Here is an 18,597-nt window from a genome sequence, read left to right as displayed (position 1 = left end):
CCACCGCAACGGTAGTGTGTTCATCGATAACGTAGACCTATGATTTTTGCTTCCAGCCTGGTCTGGCTCACGTCGGCTCTGCTGTTTCTCGCGCCCGCCGTCAATCTGATGTGGCGCGGCGGAACCGGCTACTGCTTTTTCGCGCTCGTCGCGCTCGCGCTCGGCGCGGCCATCGTCAACCGGCGCGTGCCGGGCTATTTCTCCGCGTTGCGCACCTATCGCTGGTTCACGATCGGCATGCTCGCGTTCGCCGTCGGGATCGGCACGCAGCAGCTGGTGCTCGGCTACTGGCTGCCACGCGAGTTCGACAACGCGTCGCGGTTCCTGCTCGCGCTACTGGTGTTCCTGCTGCTGCGGCAATTGCCGTCGCGCAATCTGCGCATGATCGGCTGGGGCTGCGCGGCCGGCGCGCTCGCGGTCGGCGCATGGGCGATCATCACCCAGCCGCCCGGCGGCTGGACCGACGCGAATCGCCTGAACAACTCGTACACGAACGCGATTCCGTTCGGCGATACCGCGCTGCTGCTCGCGTTCCTGTCCGTGTTCACGCTCGGCTGGGACAATCCGCGCGACTGGCGCGTGCTCGTGCCGCGCGTGCTCGCGCTGGTGTCGGGCGGCTATGCGTCGTTTCTGTCGGGCTCGCGCGGCGGCTGGCTCGCGGTGCCGGTGTTCGTCGTGCTGCTCGGCATGCAGTACGGCTGGTTCACGCAGAAGAAGCGCCTGCTGATCGCGACGCTCGCGATTCTGATCGTGGCGGGCGGGGTGCTGTCGACCGAGCGGGTGCAGAAGCGCTTTGCCGAGGTGCCGAACGACGTGTCGATGATGCACAAGGGTGAGGACGACACGGCCACCGGCCTGCGCCTGCAACTGTGGAACGCGTCGCGGATGATGTTCGAGCGGCATCCGGTCTGGGGCGTCGGCAAGGGCCATCTGGTCGACGAGCTCGGCGCGATGGCGAGGCGCGGCGAAGTGAAGGCCGAGATCGTCAACGAGCGCGCGCACAGCGACTTTTTCTCGACGCTCGCCGAGATGGGCACGATCGGCGTGATCTGCCTGCTGCTGTTCTACTACGGGATCACGGTGTATTTCTGGCGACACCGGCATGCGACCGATCCGGCGATCCGCGCCGCGTCGTACGCGGGCCTCGGGGTCGCGACGAGCACGGTGATCTTCGGGCTCACGATCGACGTGCTGGTGCCGATGATGGTGACGGTGCTGCTCGCCTCGCTGGTGGCGACGCTGCTGGCGGTGATCGATGCGCGCCAACGCGAGCTGCGCGATGAAGCGCGGGCTGCGCCGACGCCAGCCGCGGTCGTGCGCGAGACGCAGCCGGGCGATTGATTCTGCCTTGACGGCAAGCGGCGAGCCGCGCGCGGCGCCGCCGTCATCCTCGCGTGAACACCTCGTAAAGCGCCGCGACGTGCGCGTCGACGCTCGGGTCGTACACGAGGTTCTCGCGCGGCGCCGCGATGCGCGCGCCGCCGCTCTTCACGCGCTCAAGCGCCTGCCCGATCGCGCGCTCGAAACTCCCCACGGACTGCCGCGAGAACTCGATCTTCGCGGCGCCGGTCACAGTCTCCGCCGAGCCGACGTTGTCGGCGATCACGAGCGGCGTGCCGCACATCACCGACTCCACGCCGACCAGCCCGAACGGCTCGTACGCCGACGCGACGACCGTGAAATCGGCGGCCGCAAACAGTTTCTCGATGTCCTTGCTGTAACCCGCGTAACGAATTGTGTCGCCGGTTTTCGGCACCGGGCGGCCGGCGACGACGAGGCAGACCGGCAGCGTCGTGCGCGAGAAAAACGCTTCGAGCAGCGGATAGCCCTTGCGCTCGTGACTCGTCGACGAGAACACGAACATCACGCGATCGTCGGGCACACCGAGCTGGCGGCGCACCGCCGCGCGCGCGGCGGCGTCGAGCGGCCTGAAGCGTTCGGTGTCGACCGGCGGATAAAGCACGTCGATGCGCTCGGCCGGCACGTCGTAGAAACGCTGCAACTCGCGGCTCATCAATTGCGAATGCGCGACGATCGAGCGCGCCCGCGTGTAGACGCGGCGCTCGAGCTCGATCTGCCATGCGTCGCTGCGGCGCGGCGCGCGGCCCGCGGCTTCGAGCGAGCCCGGGTGCGTGCCGCCGCACAACGCGACGTCGGCATGCGTCGAGTGATTGATCGAGAACACGCAGTCCGGACGATGCCGCTTTAAACGCTGCTTCAGACGCCAGTCGAACGCGAGGTTGCGCAGCTTGCGCGGCGCCCAGCGCACATTGAGCGGCTGCGCATCGATCCACGCGGCCTCCGGCAGCGCGCGGTCGATCTCGCGCGCGAACAGCGTCGGGCGCAGTCCCAGCCGATGCAGGCCCGCGATCACGTCGCGCGTGTAGCGCTCGGCGCCGCCGCTGTTCTTCAGCGCCTGGGCGGTCAGTGCGAGGTCGGTGAGGGGACGGCGGCTCGGGTCGCGGGTTGGCTCTGACAAGGACTGGTCTCGGTGAGATGCACGCGCGGATCAAGCCGTGCGCGCAGTTGCGGGGCAGCGGCAATTGTAAAGGATGGGTTTCGCGGAACTCAGGTCGCTGCGCTCAGATTTCGCGCGTGGGTCGAGCGGCGCGGCGCGGTCGCGAGCGGCTAGAATCTAGGCCAATCGCCTTCGCCCCGACTCCATGACCGATAGCTTGCCGCCCGCCGACACCACCCGCCCGCTCGTCTCGATGCTGGTGATCGCCTACAACCAGGCAGAGCAGATCGGCGACGCCGTGCGCAGCGCGCTCGCGCAAACCTATCAGCCGCTCGAAATCATCGTCTCCGACGACGCGTCCAGTGACGCCACCTACGCCGCGATCGAAGCGGCGCTTGCCGGCTACGCAGGGCCGCATCGCGTGATCGCGCGGCGCAATTCCGTGAACCAGGGTATCAGCGCGCACCTGTCGCAACTCGCGCAGCTCGCGCACGGCGAGCTGCTGTTCGTCGCCGCCGGCGACGACATGTCGGCACCCGAGCGCTGCGAGCGTGTGGTCGACTGCTGGCTCGCGCATGGGCGCCGCCCCGACCTGATCGCGACCGACCTCGCCGACATGGACGAAACGGGTCACGTGCACGAGCGCGTGAGCCCGACCGGGCTCGACCGCTATCGCAGCTTCGACGACTGGCTCGTCGAGCGTCCGTGGCTGATCGGCGCGGCGCACACGTGGTCGCGACGCCTGATCGAGCGCTTTGGGCCGATGCTGCCGGGAGCCGCAGCCGAGGATCAGATCATGGTGCTACGCGCGATCCTGTCGGGTGGCGCGATCAGTCTGCGCGAGCCGCTGGTGCGCTACCGGCGCGGCGGGCTTTCGCGCAAGCGTCGCTATCAGTCGGTCGACGAGCTGATCGCGCGGATGCGGCAGAGCAATCGCTATGGGCTCGCGGAGCTCGCGCAGCTGCAGCGCGACGCCGAGATCGTCGGGGTCGGCGAACGCATGCGCTCGGCGATGGCGCCGAAGCTCGCGCGCGAGCAGTTCATCCACGCGATGTTCGAAGCCGGCAGCCTCGGCGAACGCATCGGGCTGGTGACGCGCAGCGCCGGCGTGAAACTCGGGCTGCGGATTCGGATGTTTCTGTATGCGAGTTGCCCGGTGGTCTATGCGCCGGGCATCTGGATCAAGCGGGTCGTGCGGCGCGGCAAGGCCTGAAGACGACGGTGCAATCTGGTGGTGCTTTGCGACCCGACACCGGTCACGAAAGTCTGCGCGACGCACCGCGCCGCTGCCGCAAGCGTCGCACGAGACTCGGCCGTCGCGTCTCGACGCCAAAGCTCAGCACGCTCGCTCGCAAGCGCCGCAGCATCTTCACCGAGCGCATGAACGTCTCGCCGGTGTGGCTGATCATCACGAACTCGAACGCACCGCGCCAGCTCGCGACGCCACGCGAAAACGCATGCATGTCGTGGCGCGCGTCGACGGGCAGCTCGGCGCCGAAGCGTCGCGCGAACACCCGCACCTGATCCGCGATCGCTTCGATCTGCCGCCGCCGGCTCGCGCCGCGCCGGCGGGCCGCTTCGGCGCCGCATTCTTCGCGCGCCGCGCCGCGCTCGTTGGTCGCGCTCGCGCCGACCGCGTTCCTTTCGTGCTGCCGATACTTCAGATGCGGTACCGCGACGTGGCGAATCTCGCCGAACGACGCGACCACCATCGCGAGCCACCAGTCGTGCATCACGATGCCGGGCGGGAACGGCAGCGCGCGTTCGAGCGTCGCTCGATTGACGAGCATCGCGCAGCCGGGCACATGGTTGCTCAGCAGAAAATCGCGCAATCGCGTCGCGCAGCGCGACTTCGCGGTGATATCGAACAGCGAGTGCGACAGACGACGCAGCGTCGAGTCGACGAGCTCGATATCGCAGAATGCGAGCGCCGGCGTCGCCGCGCAGCCGCCGGCACTTTCCGCGCGCCGCAGCTCGTGCATCAGATCGGTGATTTTCTCGGGCGCCCAGACGTCGTCCTGGTCGGCGAGCGCGATGTAGTCGCCGCGGCAGCCGGCGAGCGCGCGCTCGAAATTGCCGACGATGCCGGCCCGCGTGCCATCGCCGACGAGCCGCACCGGCACGCGTCCCGCATGGGACGCGAGCAGTTCGCGGGTGCCGTCGCAGGAGGCGTCGTCGGATACCACGACTTCGAGATGGGGCCAGCTCTGCGCGTCGAGTGAAGCCAGCAGTTCGGGCAGATAAGTGCGGCCGTTGTAGGTCGCGAGCGCGATGGAGACGAGCGGTTTGCTCGGATCGTCGTGAGACATGGGCAGTCGATTTCCCCGAGACGGACTGTCATTGCCCGCCAGCATGTGTTAGTGCTGAAAAAGAGCGCAACAAATTGAGACTTAAGCACAAAGCTGTCTCGAAAATGGGCCAAAAAAAACAAGGGCGCGGCCGCGGCAAGGCGCGCTAGCCCCCGCCCGCCGTGTGCCGGATCAAACCGCGCTTTGCTGGAACTGGATCCGATGCAGATGCGCGTACAGGCCATCGTGCTCCAGCAACTCGCGATGGCTGCCGCGCTCGACGATCCGCCCCGCTTCCATCACGAGGATGCGGTCGGCGCGCTCGATCGTCGACAGCCGGTGCGCGATCACGAGCGTGGTGCGGCCCTTCATCAGCGTTTCGAGCGCCGCCTGCACGTGGCGCTCGGACTCGGAATCGAGCGCCGAGGTCGCTTCGTCGAGAATCAGGATCGGCGCGTCCTTGTAGATCGCGCGCGCGATCGCGAGACGCTGGCGCTGGCCGCCCGACAGCATCATGCCGTTGTCGCCGACGAGCGTCTCGATGCCCTGCGGCATCGCCTGCACGGTGTCCCACAGGTTCGCCGCGCGCAGCGCCGCCTTGACCTTCTCGGCGTCGGCGGTCTGCCCGTACGCGACGTTGTTCGCGATCGTATCGTTGAACAGCACCACGTCCTGGCTCACCATCGCGATCTGGCTGCGCAGCGCATGCAGGTCGTATTCGGGCAGCGCGACGCCGTCGACCAGAATCGCGCCGCCGGTTGGGTCGAAGAAGCGCGGCAGCAGGTTCACGAGCGTGGTCTTGCCGCTGCCCGACGGACCCGCGAGCGCGACCATCTCGCCCGGTGCGACCTTGAACGACACCTGGTCGAGCGTGTGCCGGTTGTGCGCGGAGTTGGTGCCGTAGGCGAACGACACGTCGCGGAACTCGACCTCGCCGCGCGCCCGCGCGAGCGGCTTGCCGCCGCCTTCCGGCTCGGCCGGCTCGTCGATCAGGCCGAAGATCAGCTCGGCCGCGGTCATGCCGCGCTGCAACGGCTGGTTCACGTCCATCAGATGCTTGAGCGGCGAGATGATCAGCAGCATCGACGTGACGAACGCGACGAAGCCGCCGACCGTCGTCTGATCCGACGACGACTGCACCACCGCGATCGTGATCACGACCGCGAGCGCGATCGACGCGAGGAACTGCGTCAACGGCTGCGCGAGGCCGCCGGACACCGTCATGCGCATCGCGTAGCCGCGCAGGCGCCGGCTCATCTCGGTGAAGCGATCCATCTCGTACTGCTCGCCGTTGTGCACCTTGACGACCTTGTAGCCGCCCACCGTCTCCTCGACGATGTACGACAGCTCGTTCGTCAGCAGTTGGTGCTCGCGGTTAAGGCGCCGCAGCCGGCGGTTGATCTTGCCGACCAGCCAGCCGATACCCGGCAGCAGCACCGCGACGATCAGCGTCAGGCGCCAGTTCAGATAGAACAGATAGCCGAGCAGGAAAATCACCGTCAGCGAGTCGCGCACGAGCGTGACCATCACGCTCAGCAGCACGTTCAGAATCTGGTTGACCTCGAAGACGATCGCGTTGATCACCGTGCTCGCGGTTTCGCGCTGGAAGAACGCGACGCTCGTGTGGATCATGCGATCGAACATTTTCAGACGCAGTTTGAGCAGGATCTTGTTCGACACGTACGCGAGCAGATAGCCGGACGCGTACTGCGACACGCCGCGAATCAACGCGAGGCCGATCACCGCGACCGGCACGAGCCACTTGGTCTTGTCGACTGCGTGCGAGCCGAAGCCCTTGTCGAGCAGCGGCTTGAGCAGCGCGGGAATGGCGGCGTCGGTGCCGGCGCTCACCGCCATCGCGACGATCGCGCCGACCACGACCCACAGCAGCGGCTTGATGAATGGCCACAGGCGCCGCAGGACGACGGCCGGCGACGACGCATCGCCTGAACCCATGGGTTTGCTTAACGTTGGCTTCGCGCTCAAGGAATCCTCTGGAAATGCGGAACGGCGAGCACGCGGAACATGGCCGGGCCGCCGCGTGAAATATCGAAAAAGAGCATTGTAATCGGTTGCAGATGACGGCCGACGCTCGGCGCGCGACGGCATGCGCGCGACACCTGGCGGATCGAGGCTGTGGTGTGGGGCCGGATGGGGTGTGTATACTCGCTGCTCGATTGCCGGGTCGCGGCCCGCTCCGTCACTTCGTCCTCCACGCAACTCAGGTATGCAAGAAACCACTCTTGGCGTTGCCATCATCACCCGGAACGCGGCGGCGCGGCTCGCCGAATGCCTGCAAGCCGTGGCCTTTGCCGACCAGATCGTCGTGATCGACGGCGGCAGCACCGACGGCACCGCCGACATCGCCCGCGCGCACGGCGCTCGCGTCATCGAACAAACGGACTGGCCGGGCTTCGGCCCGCAAAAGAACCGCGCTGTCGAGGCCCTGACGACCAGCTGGATCCTGTCGCTCGACGCCGACGAAATCGTCACGCCGGAGCTTGCCGCATCGATTCGCGCGACGCTCGCCGCGCCCGCCGCCGACGTCTACGCGGTGGACCGTCTGTCGAGCTTCTGCGGCCAGTGGGTCCACCACAGCGGCTGGTATCCGGACTGGATTCCGCGCCTCTTCAAACGCGGCACCGCGCGTTTCTCCGACGACCTCGTGCACGAGCGCCTCGTGTTCGATACGCCCGCGCAACGCCTGAGCGGCAAGCTGATGCACTACTCGTACGAGGACTACGAGGGGGTGCTGCGCAAGCTCGACGCGTATTCGACAGCCGGCGCGCGGCAGCGCTACGAGGCCGGGCAGAAAGGCAGCGTTCGCCTCGCGATCGGACGAGGCCTGTGGGCCTTCGTGCGGACCTATTTGCTGCGGCGCGGTTTTCTGGATGGCCGCGCCGGGCTGATGATCGCGTTGTTCAACGCGGAGACGGTGTACTACCGGTTTCTGAAGCTGGCGCGTCTGGAAAAAACGGGCGGGCGGTAAGCTGAGCTGAGGTCGGGTTAGCCGGTACACGCGGCACCGGCCGACCACAGCATCGGCATCGGCATCGCTCAATACACGATTTCGATCGAGCTTCCCGCAAACTCGCCGCGCAGCGCGGCGAGCAGTTCATCGGTCGGCTTCACGCGCCACGCGTCGCCCAGACGCATTTCGCCTTGCGCATGCTCGCTGCGATAAACGACCTGCACCGCGAGCCCGTTCGGAATCTGCACCGGCTGACGCTGACGGTCGCCGCCGAAGCCGCCGCGCCCGCCGCCATTGCCGCCGCCGTTGCCGCGTGAGGCGGCCGCCGGCGCGACTGCCGAGGCAGGCTCGTCCTTGCCGGCGGTGTGCGCTTCGAGCACCCGGCGCAGTGCCTGCGCGTCCGCGTTGCCGTTCATCTGCACTTTCAGCGAGTCCGCGTAGCGGCAGCGCGCGCGGCCGAGATCCATCACCGTTTCGACCGTGAAGCGGATGCCGCCCGTGAACGCGTCGTTACGCGCCTGGCCCTGCACGACCAGCAGTTCGTCTTCCTTGAACAGCTGCTTGTGCTCTTCGAAAACCTCGTTGAAGACGGTCACTTCGCATTGGCCGGTGCCGTCGTCGAGCAGCGCGATCAGCATCTTGCCGCGCTGGGTCATCTGCGTGCGCAGCGACACGATCACACCCGCGACCAGCTTGTCGCGCCCTTCCTTCAGCTCGCCGATCTTCTGGCGCACGAAGCGGCGCACTTCGTCCTTGTAGGCATCGAACAGATGGCCCGACAGATAGAAACCGAGCGCAGCCTTTTCTTCCTGCAGCTTGCGCTTTTCCGGCCACTCGGGCTCGTCGACGAGTTCGTGGCCTTGCGAAGGCGCGTCGCCCATGTCGAACAGACCCGCCTGCAGCGCATTGGCCGCCGCCTGCTCGGCCGCTTCCATCGCGAGCGACACCGACGCAATCAGTTGCGCGCGGTTCGCATGCAGCGTGTCGAACGCGCCGGCGCGAATCAGCGCCTCGATCGTGCGGCGATTGACGATGCGGCGATCGACGCGATTGCAGAAATCGAAGATGTCGATGAAGCGACCCTCTTCGCGCGCGCGCAGGATTTCTTCGATGGCGTTCTGGCCGCTGCCCTTGATCGCGCCGAGACCGTAGCGGATCGTACGCGAGCGCTTGCCGTCGGCTTCGGCAACCGGCTCGAAGCGGTACGCGGACATATTCACGTCCGGCGGCAGCACGGCCATCTTGTTCGCGAGGCAGTCCTCGAACAGGATCTTGACCTTGTCCGTGTCGTCCATCGCGAGCGACATGTTGGCCGCCATGAACTCGGCCGGATGGTGCGCCTTCAGCCACGCGGTGTGGTACGCGAGCAGCGCATACGCGGCCGCGTGCGACTTGTTGAAGCCGTAGCCCGCGAACTTCTCCATCAGGTCGAAGGTCTCGTCCGCCTTCTCCCGCGTGAGGCCGTTCTTTGCCGCGCCTTCCGCGAAAATTTCGCGGTGCTTGGCCATTTCCTCGGGCTTTTTCTTACCCATCGCGCGACGCAGCAGGTCGGCGCCGCCGAGCGAGTAGCCGCCGATGATCTGCGCCATCTGCATCACCTGCTCCTGGTAGACCATGATGCCGTAGGTCTCTTTCAGAACAGGTTCGACGCGCGGATCCGGATATTCGACCACTTCGCGGCCGTGCTTACGCGCGCAGAAGCTCGGGATCAGGTCCATCGGGCCCGGACGGTACAACGCGACGAGCGCGATGATGTCCTCGAAGCGGTCAGGCTGCGCGTCCTTCAGCATGCCCTGCATGCCGCGGCTTTCCAGCTGGAACACGGCGACCGTATTCGCTTTCTTCAGGATCGAGAACGACGCGGGGTCGTCGAGCGGCACCTGGCCTAGCGACCAGTCCTGCTTCGACGGATCGAGGCGGCGGATATAGCGCTCGGCCCAATCCAGAATGGTCAGCGTGGTCAGGCCCAGAAAGTCGAACTTCACGAGGCCGACCGCTTCGACGTCGTCCTTGTCGTACTGGCTGACGACGCCGCTTTCGTCGCCCTGCGTGTACAACGGGCAGAAATCGGTCAGCTTGCCGGGCGCGATCAGCACGCCGCCCGCGTGCATACCGACGTTGCGCGTCAAGCCTTCGACGCGCTGCGCGAGTTCGAGCAGCTGGTGCACTTCGTCTTCGTTGTCGAAGCGCTCCTGCAACAGCGGCTCTTCCTTCATCGCGTCGGCGATCGTCACGTGCTTGCCCGGCTTGAACGGGATCAGCTTCGCGATGCCGTCCGTGAACATGTAGCCGAGATCGAGCACGCGGCCGATGTCGCGCACCGCCGCCTTCGCCGCCATCGTGCCGAACGTCGCGATCTGCGACACCGCGTTCGCGCCGTACTTCTCCTTCACGTACTGGATCACGCGATCGCGGCCGTGCTGGCAGAAGTCGATATCGAAGTCGGGCATCGACACCCGCTCCGGATTCAGGAAGCGCTCGAACAGCAGGTTGTAGCGCAGCGGATCGAGATCGGTCACGCCGAGCGCATAAGCGACCAGCGAGCCCGCGCCCGAACCGCGGCCCGGACCGACCGGCACGCCGTTGTTCTTGGCCCAGTTGATGAAGTCCGCAACGATCAGGAAGTAGCCCGGAAAGCCCATCTTGATGATCGTGCCGCACTCGAATTCGAGGCGCTGGTAATACGTGGGGCGTTGCGCGTCGCGCTCGGCTTCGTCCGGAAACAGCTGTTCGAGCCGCTTTTCGAGGCCCTCTTTCGACAACTGCACGAGATAGTCGTCGAGCGACATGCCGTCGGGCGTCGGAAAGAGCGGCAGCTTCGGCTTGCCGAGTTCGAGCGTCAGATTGCAGCGCTTCGCGATCTGCACGGTGTTGGCGAGCGCCGAAGGAATGTCCGCGAACAGCGTGGCCATTTCCTGTTGCGAGCGGAAATACTGCTCGGCCGTAAAGCGCCTCTGGCGACGCGGATTCGCGAGAATATCGCCTTCGGAAATACAGACGCGCGCTTCGTGCGCGGTGAAGTCGTCCGGCGTCATGAACTGCATCGGGTGCGTCGCGACGACCGGCAGTTTCAGCGCTGCCGCGAGCGCGACCGCCTGCTGCACATACTGCTCGCCGCCGGGCTGACCGCAGCGTTGCAGCTCGATATAGAAGCCGCCAGGGAACACCTTCGCCCAATGCTGCGCGTTGCGTTTGGCCGCCTCTTCGTTGCCGGCCGCCAGTGCGAGACCGATATCGCCCTGCTGCGCGCCCGACAGCGCGAGCAGCCCTTCGCCCAAACCGGTTTCGAGCCAGCCGGCTTCGATTTCCGCGCGGCCGCGATACTGGTTCGTGAGCGACGCCTTGCTGAGCAATTCGCAGAGGTTCAGGTAACCGCCGCGGTCCTTGACCAGCAGCAGCAGACGCGAAGGCTTGTCGCGGTCGTCCGGATTGGTGATCCAGACGTCGCAGCCGGCAATGGGTTTGACCCCTTTGCCACGCGCTTCCTTGTAAAAACGGACGAGGCCGAATGCGTTGCCGAGGTCGGTGAGCGCGAGCGCGCCCTGACCGTCTTTGGCCGCCGCCGCGACGATGTCGTCGAGACGCACGATGCCGTCGGCAATCGAGAATTCGGAGTGAACGCGGAGATGAACGAAGCGGGGATCTGACATGGGCGACATTGTAACCCCACCCTTCCGCAGTTTTCAGGTCAAAACGGCACGTTGGCCATCCGGCCAGGACGGGGTCGGCACGCGCGCTGTTTGCGCTAGCGCAAACCGTTGGCCATTCGGCCAGGTCGGGGGAAATGCCGGGTTGAGGGATAATAGAGGTTTCGTCTGTTTCGACGTGGCCGCCTAGCCTGGAAACGCGCGGGAAACCGCGCAGGAAACCGTGCGGCAAACCGCGGGTCTGATACGGGGCACGACAGCGGCGGCACAACGCGCCACCCGCCGCCCCTCGCCACGCTGGCCATCTTTACCGCTGAACACACATGAGTATCGTCAATCTCTCCGCGTATCAATTCGCGACCATCGAAGACACCGCCGCGTGGCGCCCGCTCGTCACCGAGCGCTGCAACGCGCTCGGCCTGCGCGGCACGATCCTGCTCGCGCCGGAAGGCATCAACCTGTTTACTGCCGGCACGCGCGAGAACACCGACGCGTTCATCGACTACATCCGCCACGATCCGCTGTTCGAAGGCAAGTTCGCGAATCTGCAGTTCAAGGAAAGCCTGTCGGACAAGCAGCCGTTCACGCGCATGCTGGTCAAGCTCAAGCGCGAAATCATCACGATGAAAAAGCCGGCGATCCGCCCCGAGCTCGGTCGCGCGCCGTTCGTCGACGCGCCCACGCTGAAGAGCTGGCTCGACCGCGGTCACGACGACGAGGGCCGTCCGGTCGTGATGCTCGACACGCGCAATGCGTTCGAAGTCGACGTCGGCACCTTCGAGAACGCGCTCGACTATCGGATCACGAAGTTCAGCGAATTCCCCGCGGTGATCGAGAACAACCGCGCGGATCTCGAAGGCAAGACGGTCGTGTCGTTCTGCACGGGCGGCATCCGCTGCGAGAAGGCGGCGATCCATATGAAGGACGTCGGCATCGAGAACGTGTATCAGCTCGAAGGCGGCATCCTCAAATACTTCGAGGAAGTGGGCGGCGCGCATTATCACGGCGACTGCTTCGTGTTCGACTATCGCACCGCGCTGAATCCGCAACTCGAACCGACCGCGACCCGGCAATGTTTCGGCTGCCGCGCGGTGGTCACGCCCGAGCAACAGCAATCGCCAATGTATGTCGCGGGCAAGACCTGTCCGGCGTGCCATCCGGACAGCAACGCCGCGTGCGCCGCCTAACGTCGACCGGGGCGGCCTGGGCGGCAACCCGCGCCGGCGTCGCCTCCACACCATGACCTATCGCGGACGCTTCGCACCGTCGCCGACCGGCCCGCTGCATTTCGGCTCGCTGGTCAGCGCGCTCGCGAGCTGGCTCGATGCGCGCGCGCAGTGCGGCGCATGGCTCGTGCGCGTCGAAGATATCGACGGGCCGCGCACGGTGCCCGGTGCCGCCGAGGACATCCTCGCGACCCTCGAACGCTTCGGCATGCGTGCCGACGAAGCGCCGGTCTGGCAAAGCCAGCGCATCGCGCGCTATCAGCAGGCGCTCGAGCAGTTGAAATCGACCGGTCTGGTTTATCCGTGCGGCTGCACCCGCAAGGAAATCGCCGATTCGCTGTTGAACGCGCACGCGCGCAACACCACGCTCGCCTACCCCGGCACATGCCGCAAGGGGCTGCATGGCAAGCCGGCGCGCGCGTGGCGCCTGCGCGTGCCCGACGGCGACGCGGCCGTGATCACGTTCGACGACCGCTGGCAGGGTCCGCAGACGCAAAACCTCGCGACCGAGGTCGGCGATTTCGTGCTGCGCCGGGCGGACGATCAGTGGGCGTATCAGCTCGCAGTGGTGGTGGACGATGCGGACGCGGGCATCACGCACATCGTGCGCGGCGCGGATCTGATGGATTCGACGGCGCGGCAGATTTATCTGCAGCGTTGTCTCGGCGTGGCGACGCCCGCGTATCTGCATGTACCGGTCGTCACGAACGAGCACGGCGAGAAACTGAGCAAGCAGAACGGCGCGACCGCGCTCGACAGCGACAAACCGCTGGAGGCACTGGGCGCGGCGGCACGGCATCTGGGACTGGAGCTGGGAAGCGAGCCGCCTGCGACGCTGGAGCAGTTCTACAGCGTCGCGACCGCGGCCTGGGCGAAACGGATGAACCTTCGCGCATCGGCATGATGCGCACGCGTAGAGCCTGCTGCGCCGTCGAAAACATCGAACTGCGCGGCTCCGCGCCATTTACGCCCGAGGCGTTGCACCCCGAGCGCTGAACCCGACAGCCCGTCTTACGACGACGAAGGCGTCTTCCTCGGCATCCCGAACCCACCGAGCAACGCGGCCAGCTGCCGCTTCGGCGTCGCCTTTTGCGGTGCGGAGTTCGCCGTGGCCGACTCCTCGACCTTGCGCACCGATGCCGGCGACGGCTCGTACGGCTTGAGGAAGAAATCGTCGATCGGCTGCGCGCGATGATGATGATGCGGACGGTCATACGAACCCGACGCCCCACCCGGGCGACGGCGGCTGCGCTCGTCGCGCGATTCGCTGCGCTCGCGGCGCAGCGAACGATCCTCGTGATGATGGCGCACCGGCGCTTCGACGGTCAGGCGCTGCAAGTCGAGCGGACGCTTGATCAGCTTCTCGATGTCGGCCAGCTGCTTGCGCTCGTTCGGGCTGCACAGCGACAGCGCGTCGCCCGATGCGCCCGCGCGGCCCGTACGGCCGATCCGGTGCACGTAGTCTTCGGCGTTGAACGGCAGATCGAAGTTGATCACCGCCGGCAGCTCGGCGATATCGAGACCGCGTGCGGCGACGTCCGTCGCGACCAGCGCCTCGACTTCGCCGCGCTTGAACGCGTCGAGCGCCTGCATCCGCTCGCTTTGCGAGCGGTCGCCGTGAATCGCGGTCGCGACCACGCCATCACGTTCGAGGCTGCGCGCGAGTCGGCTCGCGCCGATCTTGCTGTTGCAGAACACGATCACCTGCTTCAGGCCGCGCTCGCGGATCAGCTGCACGACCGCGCCGGTCTTGTCGCCCTCGGCGACTTCGTAGACGACTTGCGTGACATTGGTCGCGGTCGAGTTGCTGCGCGCGACTTCGATGGTCTGCGGGTTGCGCAGATAGGTCGCGGCGAGCTTCTTGATTTCGCCCGAGAACGTGGCGGAGAAGAGCAGCGTCTGGCGCTCTTTCGGCAGCAGGTTCAGGATGCGCTGCAGGTCGGGCAGGAAGCCCATGTCGAGCATGCGGTCGGCTTCGTCGAGCACGAGCATCTGCACCTGGCCCAGGTTCGCGGTTTTCTGCTGCACGTGATCGAGCAGACGGCCCGGCGTCGCGATCAGGATTTCGACGCCGCGGCGCAGCTGGTCGGACTGCGGATTCATGTCGACGCCACCGAACACGACCGCGCTGCGCAGCGCCGTGTGCTTCGCGTACGCCTGCACGTTCGCGGCAACCTGGTCGGCGAGTTCGCGGGTGGGGGTGAGAATCAGCGCGCGCACCGGATGGCGCGCCGGCGACGCGCTCGTACTGGCCTGCGGCAGCAGACGCTGGATGATCGGCAGCGCGAAGCTCGCGGTCTTGCCGGTGCCGGTCTGCGCGGCGCCCATCACGTCACGGCCCGCCAGCAAGACTGGGATCGCCTTCGCCTGGATCGGCGTGGGCGACGTGTAGCCCGATTCCTTGATGGCCTTCAGGATGTCGGGCGCGAGGCCGAATTGATCAAAAGTCTCGGTGCTGGGCGTGACGGCGGTGTCGGACATGGTGGCTTTCGCTAAAAAGGCGCGTGGCGCGATGCGCGCGGCAGCGGTCGGGACCGCGGAGGGCATCAGGATGAAGGCGGAGCCACGTCGTTCCGCGCGAGACCCGTCTGAGTTCGGATAATGCGGCCGGCTCCGGCTGGCGGAAACACCCGCCGAAAGCCCAGCATTGTAACACTTCAGCAAAAACGCTCGTGACGGCCGGCTGGCGGCCCGCGGCCGGCGCTTCGCTCGCAGCGTAGTGCGCACAGACGACAGTGGCGTGACAGCCGGGCGCTTTGGCGCGCGGCGGCCCGGGACGCCTTCCGCGGGCAACCTCGGGCCCGCACTGGCGCCATCGCGAGCCGCCGGGGCGCGCCCGCTCACGTCAGATCGATCGCTTCACCAGGTCTCGCGCATCACCATCAGCCGCAGCTCGGTCATATCCTCGATCGCGTAGCGCACGCCCTCGCGCCCGAGCCCCGAATCCTTGACGCCGCCGTACGGCATGTTGTCGACGCGGAACGACGGCACGTCGTTGATCACGACGCCGCCCACTTCGAGCGCATCCCACGCGCGATGCGCATGCGCGAGCGAATCGGTGAATATGCCGGCCTGCAGACCGAAGTCGCTGTCGTTGACCTGCGCGAGCGCAGCCTCGAAATCGTCGAAACGCTCGAGGATCGCGACCGGCCCGAACGCCTCCTTGCGATACAGATCGGTGTCGCGCTTCACGCCTTCGAGCAGCGTCGCCTCGAACATCGCGCCGTCGACCTTGCCGCCCGCGACGATCTTCGCGCCCGCCTGCACCGCCCCTTCCATCCAGCCGGCGAGCCGTTTCGCCTCCGATTCGGAGATCATCGGCCCGACGAAGGTCTTTTCGTCCTTCGGATCGCCCATCACGAGCGACTTCGTCTTCGCGATCAGCTTCTCGCGCAGCGCGTCGTAGACGCTCGCATGCGCGAGAATCCGCTGCACGCCGATGCAGCTCTGTCCCGACTGATAGAACGCGCCGAACGCGAGCCGCTCGACCACGTAGTCGAGCTTGCCGCCCTGATCGCCATCGACGAGCGCCGCCGCGTTGCCGCCCAATTCCAGAATCACCTTCTTCTTGCCGGCCTTGCGCTTCAGCTTCCAGCCGACCGCGGGCGACCCCGTGAACGACAGCAGCTTGAAGCGCTCGTCGGTCGTGAACAGGTCGGCGCCGTCGCGATGCGCGGGCAAAATCGAAAACGCGCCCTTCGGCAGATCGGTTTCCGCGAGGATTTCGCCCATGATCAGCGCACCGACCGGCGTGCGGCTCGCGGGTTTCAGTACGAACGGCACGCCCGCCGCGATCGCCGGCGCGACCTTGTGCGCGGTCAGGTTCAGCGGGAAATTGAACGGCGAGATGAACGAGCACGGCCCGATCGGCACGCGCTTCACGTACCCGTGGTAACCGTTCGCGCGCGGCGAAATCTCCAGATTGATGATCTCGCCGTCGATCCGCACGCTCTCCTCCGCGGCGACCTTGAACGTATCGATCAGGCGCGTGACTTCGCCCTTCGAATCGTTGATCGGCTTGCCCGCCTCGATGCACAGCGCAAGCGCGAGTTCGTCGTAGCGCTCGCGAAAGCGCTTCACGCAGTGTTCGAGCACCGCCTCGCGCTTGAACGGCGGGTAGGCGCGCATCGCGGGCATCGCATCGACCGCGTGGCCGATCGCCTTGTCGATCGCGGCCGCGTCGGCCATCGCGACGCGCGTCGCGACTTCGCCGCTGAATTTGTCGGTGACTTCGAGATCGGTGTTGGCGGCCACCGCTTCGTTGGCCAGGTAGTACGGATAGGTTTTCTGCAACATGTCGAGTTCTCCTCGTTTCGCTGCACAGAGGCTCAAAGCCGCGCGGACAAGCGCTTGATCTCACGATTGAGCACGCGCTCGTTGTCCGAATAGTCGATCGGCAGGTCGATCACGTGCACGCCGGGCGTCGCGAAGCACTCGCGCAACAGCGGCGCGAACTGCTCGGCCGCCTCGACCCGATGCCCGTGTGCGCCATAGCTCTGCGCATAGGCGACGAAATCCGGGTTCGCAAGCGTCATGCCGTAGTCAGGGAAATTCATGTTCTCCTGCTTCCAGCGGATCATGCCGAACGCGTCATCGCGCAGGATCAGGATCACCAGATCGAGCTTCAAACGCACCGCCGTTTCGAGCTCCTGCGAGTTCATCATGAAGCCGCCGTCGCCGCACACGGCGATCACTTTGCGCTCCGGATGCACGATCTTGCTCGCGAGCGCGGACGGCAGCCCCGCGCCCATCGACGCCAATGCGTTGTCGAGCAGCAGCGAATTCGGCTCGTGCGCGCGGTAGTAGCGCGCGAACCAGATCTTGTACATGCCGTTGTCCAGACACACGATGCCGTCGGCCGGCGTGGTCTCGTACACGTCGTTGACGATCCGCACCGGGTACATCGGAAAGCGGTCGTCGTGCTGGCCCTTCACCAGATGTGCCTCGAAGTGCTCCTTGATCTCCTTGAAGCGCGTGAAGTCCCAATGCTCCTTGCGGGTCTTCAGGCTCTCCTTCAACTGCCACACCGCGTTGGCGATATCGCCGACCACTTCGATCTGCGGGAAATACACCGTGTCGACTTCGGCGCCGAGGAAGTTCACGTGGATCACGGTCTTCTCGCCCGCCTCGCCGCTGCGCATGAAGAACGGCGGCTTTTCGATCACGTCGTGACCGACGTTGATGATGCAGTCCGCGTGCTCGATCGCGCGGTGCACGAAGTCGCCGTCGGAGAGCGTCGCGTTGCCGAGCCACATCGGATGCGATTCGTCGATCACGCCCTTGCCCATCTGCGTCGTGAAGAACGGAATGCCGATCTGGTCGACGAACTCGCGCAGCATCTTGGTCGTGGTCTTGCGGTTGCCGCCCGCGCCGATCATCAGCAGCGGATGCTTCGCGGCGGTGATTGCCTCGACCGCACGCGCGACCGCCTTCTCCTCGGCGACCGGACGGCGGCTGTAGCTCTTCGGAATCGGCTTGCCGTCGCCCTCCTCATGCGCGACGTCCTCGGGCAGTTCGAGATGCGTGGCGCCCGGGCGCTCCTCCTCGGCGCGGCGCACCGCCTCGCGCACCGCCGCCGGAATGTTGCCGATCGACACGATCTGCCGCGTGTACTTGGTGAGCGGCTCCATCATCCGCACCACGTCGACGATCTGGAAGTGACCCTGCTTGCTCGACTTGATCGGCTTCTGGCCGGTGACCATCAGCATCGGCATGCCGCCCAGTTGCGCATAGGCGGCCGCGGTCACGAAGTTGGTCGCGCCGGGGCCGAGCGTCGCCAGACACACTCCCGTGCGGCCGGTGAGCCGCCCGTAGGTGGCGGCCATGAAGCCGGCCGCCTGTTCGTGGCGCGTGAGGATCAGACGGATTTTCGAGCGGCGCAGCGACTCGAGCAGATCGAGATTTTCTTCACCGGGGATGCCAAACACATACTCGACACCTTCGGCTTCCAGCGATTTGACGAACAGGTCCGATGCTTTCATTGAGGGTCTCGCTTGATGACGCGGGG

At 66.2% G+C, this 18,597-nt stretch carries 12 protein-coding genes; 5 read left to right on the top strand and 7 right to left on the bottom strand.

Going from position 1 to position 18,597, the window contains the following annotated elements; genetic code table 11:
* Positions 1-39: 39 nt before the first annotated feature.
* Complete coding sequence (locus EVC45_RS18920) at positions 40-1,341, top strand: O-antigen ligase (RefSeq protein WP_129959546.1); 1,302 nt, start codon at positions 40-42, stop codon at positions 1,339-1,341.
* Between the two features lie 43 nt (positions 1,342-1,384).
* Here EVC45_RS18920 and EVC45_RS18915 read toward each other — a convergent pair whose 3' ends face one another.
* Positions 1,385-2,479, bottom strand: coding sequence for a glycosyltransferase family 4 protein (locus EVC45_RS18915; RefSeq protein ID WP_129959544.1), 1,095 nt, complete (start codon positions 2,477-2,479; stop codon positions 1,385-1,387).
* 184 nt (positions 2,480-2,663) lie between these two features.
* Here EVC45_RS18915 and EVC45_RS18910 point away from each other — a divergent pair, with 184 nt between their 5' ends.
* Complete coding sequence (locus tag EVC45_RS18910; protein ID WP_129959542.1) at positions 2,664-3,671, top strand: glycosyltransferase; 1,008 nt, start codon at positions 2,664-2,666, stop codon at positions 3,669-3,671.
* Between the two features lie 43 nt (positions 3,672-3,714).
* On the opposite strand, the gene EVC45_RS18905 is transcribed toward EVC45_RS18910, so the two are convergent.
* Both EVC45_RS18905 and msbA read right to left on the bottom strand, forming a co-directional pair.
* Positions 3,715-4,767: a glycosyltransferase family 2 protein gene (locus EVC45_RS18905; RefSeq protein WP_129959540.1), complete on the bottom strand. Its 1,053-nt coding sequence runs from the start codon at positions 4,765-4,767 to the stop codon at positions 3,715-3,717.
* A 171-nt stretch (positions 4,768-4,938) separates the two neighbouring features.
* On the bottom strand, positions 4,939-6,732 hold the full coding sequence (msbA, locus tag EVC45_RS18900; protein WP_129959538.1) for a lipid A export permease/ATP-binding protein MsbA: 1,794 nt from the start codon (positions 6,730-6,732) through the stop codon (positions 4,939-4,941).
* Positions 6,733-6,973: 241 nt separating this feature from the next.
* On the opposite strand from msbA, the gene EVC45_RS18895 reads away from it, so the two are divergent.
* On the top strand, positions 6,974-7,735 hold the full coding sequence (locus EVC45_RS18895) for a glycosyltransferase family 2 protein (protein ID WP_129959536.1): 762 nt from the start codon (positions 6,974-6,976) through the stop codon (positions 7,733-7,735).
* A gap of 68 nt (positions 7,736-7,803) precedes the next feature.
* Here EVC45_RS18895 and dnaE read toward each other — a convergent pair whose 3' ends face one another.
* Positions 7,804-11,376, bottom strand: a complete 3,573-nt coding sequence (gene dnaE / locus EVC45_RS18890) for a DNA polymerase III subunit alpha (RefSeq protein WP_129959534.1) — start codon at positions 11,374-11,376, stop codon at positions 7,804-7,806.
* A gap of 311 nt (positions 11,377-11,687) precedes the next feature.
* On the opposite strand from dnaE, the gene EVC45_RS18885 reads away from it, so the two are divergent.
* Both EVC45_RS18885 and gluQRS read left to right on the top strand, forming a co-directional pair.
* Positions 11,688-12,551 (top strand): sulfurtransferase, encoded by an 864-nt coding sequence (locus tag EVC45_RS18885; protein ID WP_129959532.1) that lies wholly within the window; start codon positions 11,688-11,690, stop codon positions 12,549-12,551.
* A gap of 52 nt (positions 12,552-12,603) precedes the next feature.
* Complete coding sequence (gene gluQRS / locus EVC45_RS18880) at positions 12,604-13,494, top strand: tRNA glutamyl-Q(34) synthetase GluQRS (protein ID WP_129959530.1); 891 nt, start codon at positions 12,604-12,606, stop codon at positions 13,492-13,494.
* Between the two features lie 107 nt (positions 13,495-13,601).
* On the opposite strand, the gene EVC45_RS18875 is transcribed toward gluQRS, so the two are convergent.
* From EVC45_RS18875 to EVC45_RS18865, 3 genes are all read right to left on the bottom strand, one after another.
* A complete protein-coding gene (locus EVC45_RS18875; RefSeq protein ID WP_129959528.1) occupies positions 13,602-15,071 on the bottom strand; it encodes a DEAD/DEAH box helicase in 1,470 nt (489 codons plus the stop codon).
* 378 nt (positions 15,072-15,449) lie between these two features.
* Positions 15,450-16,886, bottom strand: a complete 1,437-nt coding sequence (locus EVC45_RS18870) for an aldehyde dehydrogenase family protein (protein ID WP_129959527.1) — start codon at positions 16,884-16,886, stop codon at positions 15,450-15,452.
* Positions 16,887-16,918: 32 nt separating this feature from the next.
* Complete coding sequence (locus tag EVC45_RS18865) at positions 16,919-18,571, bottom strand: acetolactate synthase large subunit (protein WP_129959525.1); 1,653 nt, start codon at positions 18,569-18,571, stop codon at positions 16,919-16,921.
* Positions 18,572-18,597 lie beyond the last annotated feature (26 nt).

It is taken from the genome of Paraburkholderia sp. UYCP14C, assembly GCF_004197395.1.
GTDB lineage: Bacteria > Pseudomonadota > Gammaproteobacteria > Burkholderiales > Burkholderiaceae > Paraburkholderia.
Note: the sequence above shows the minus strand (reverse complement) of the source record. Positions and strands in the feature narration are given on the sequence as shown.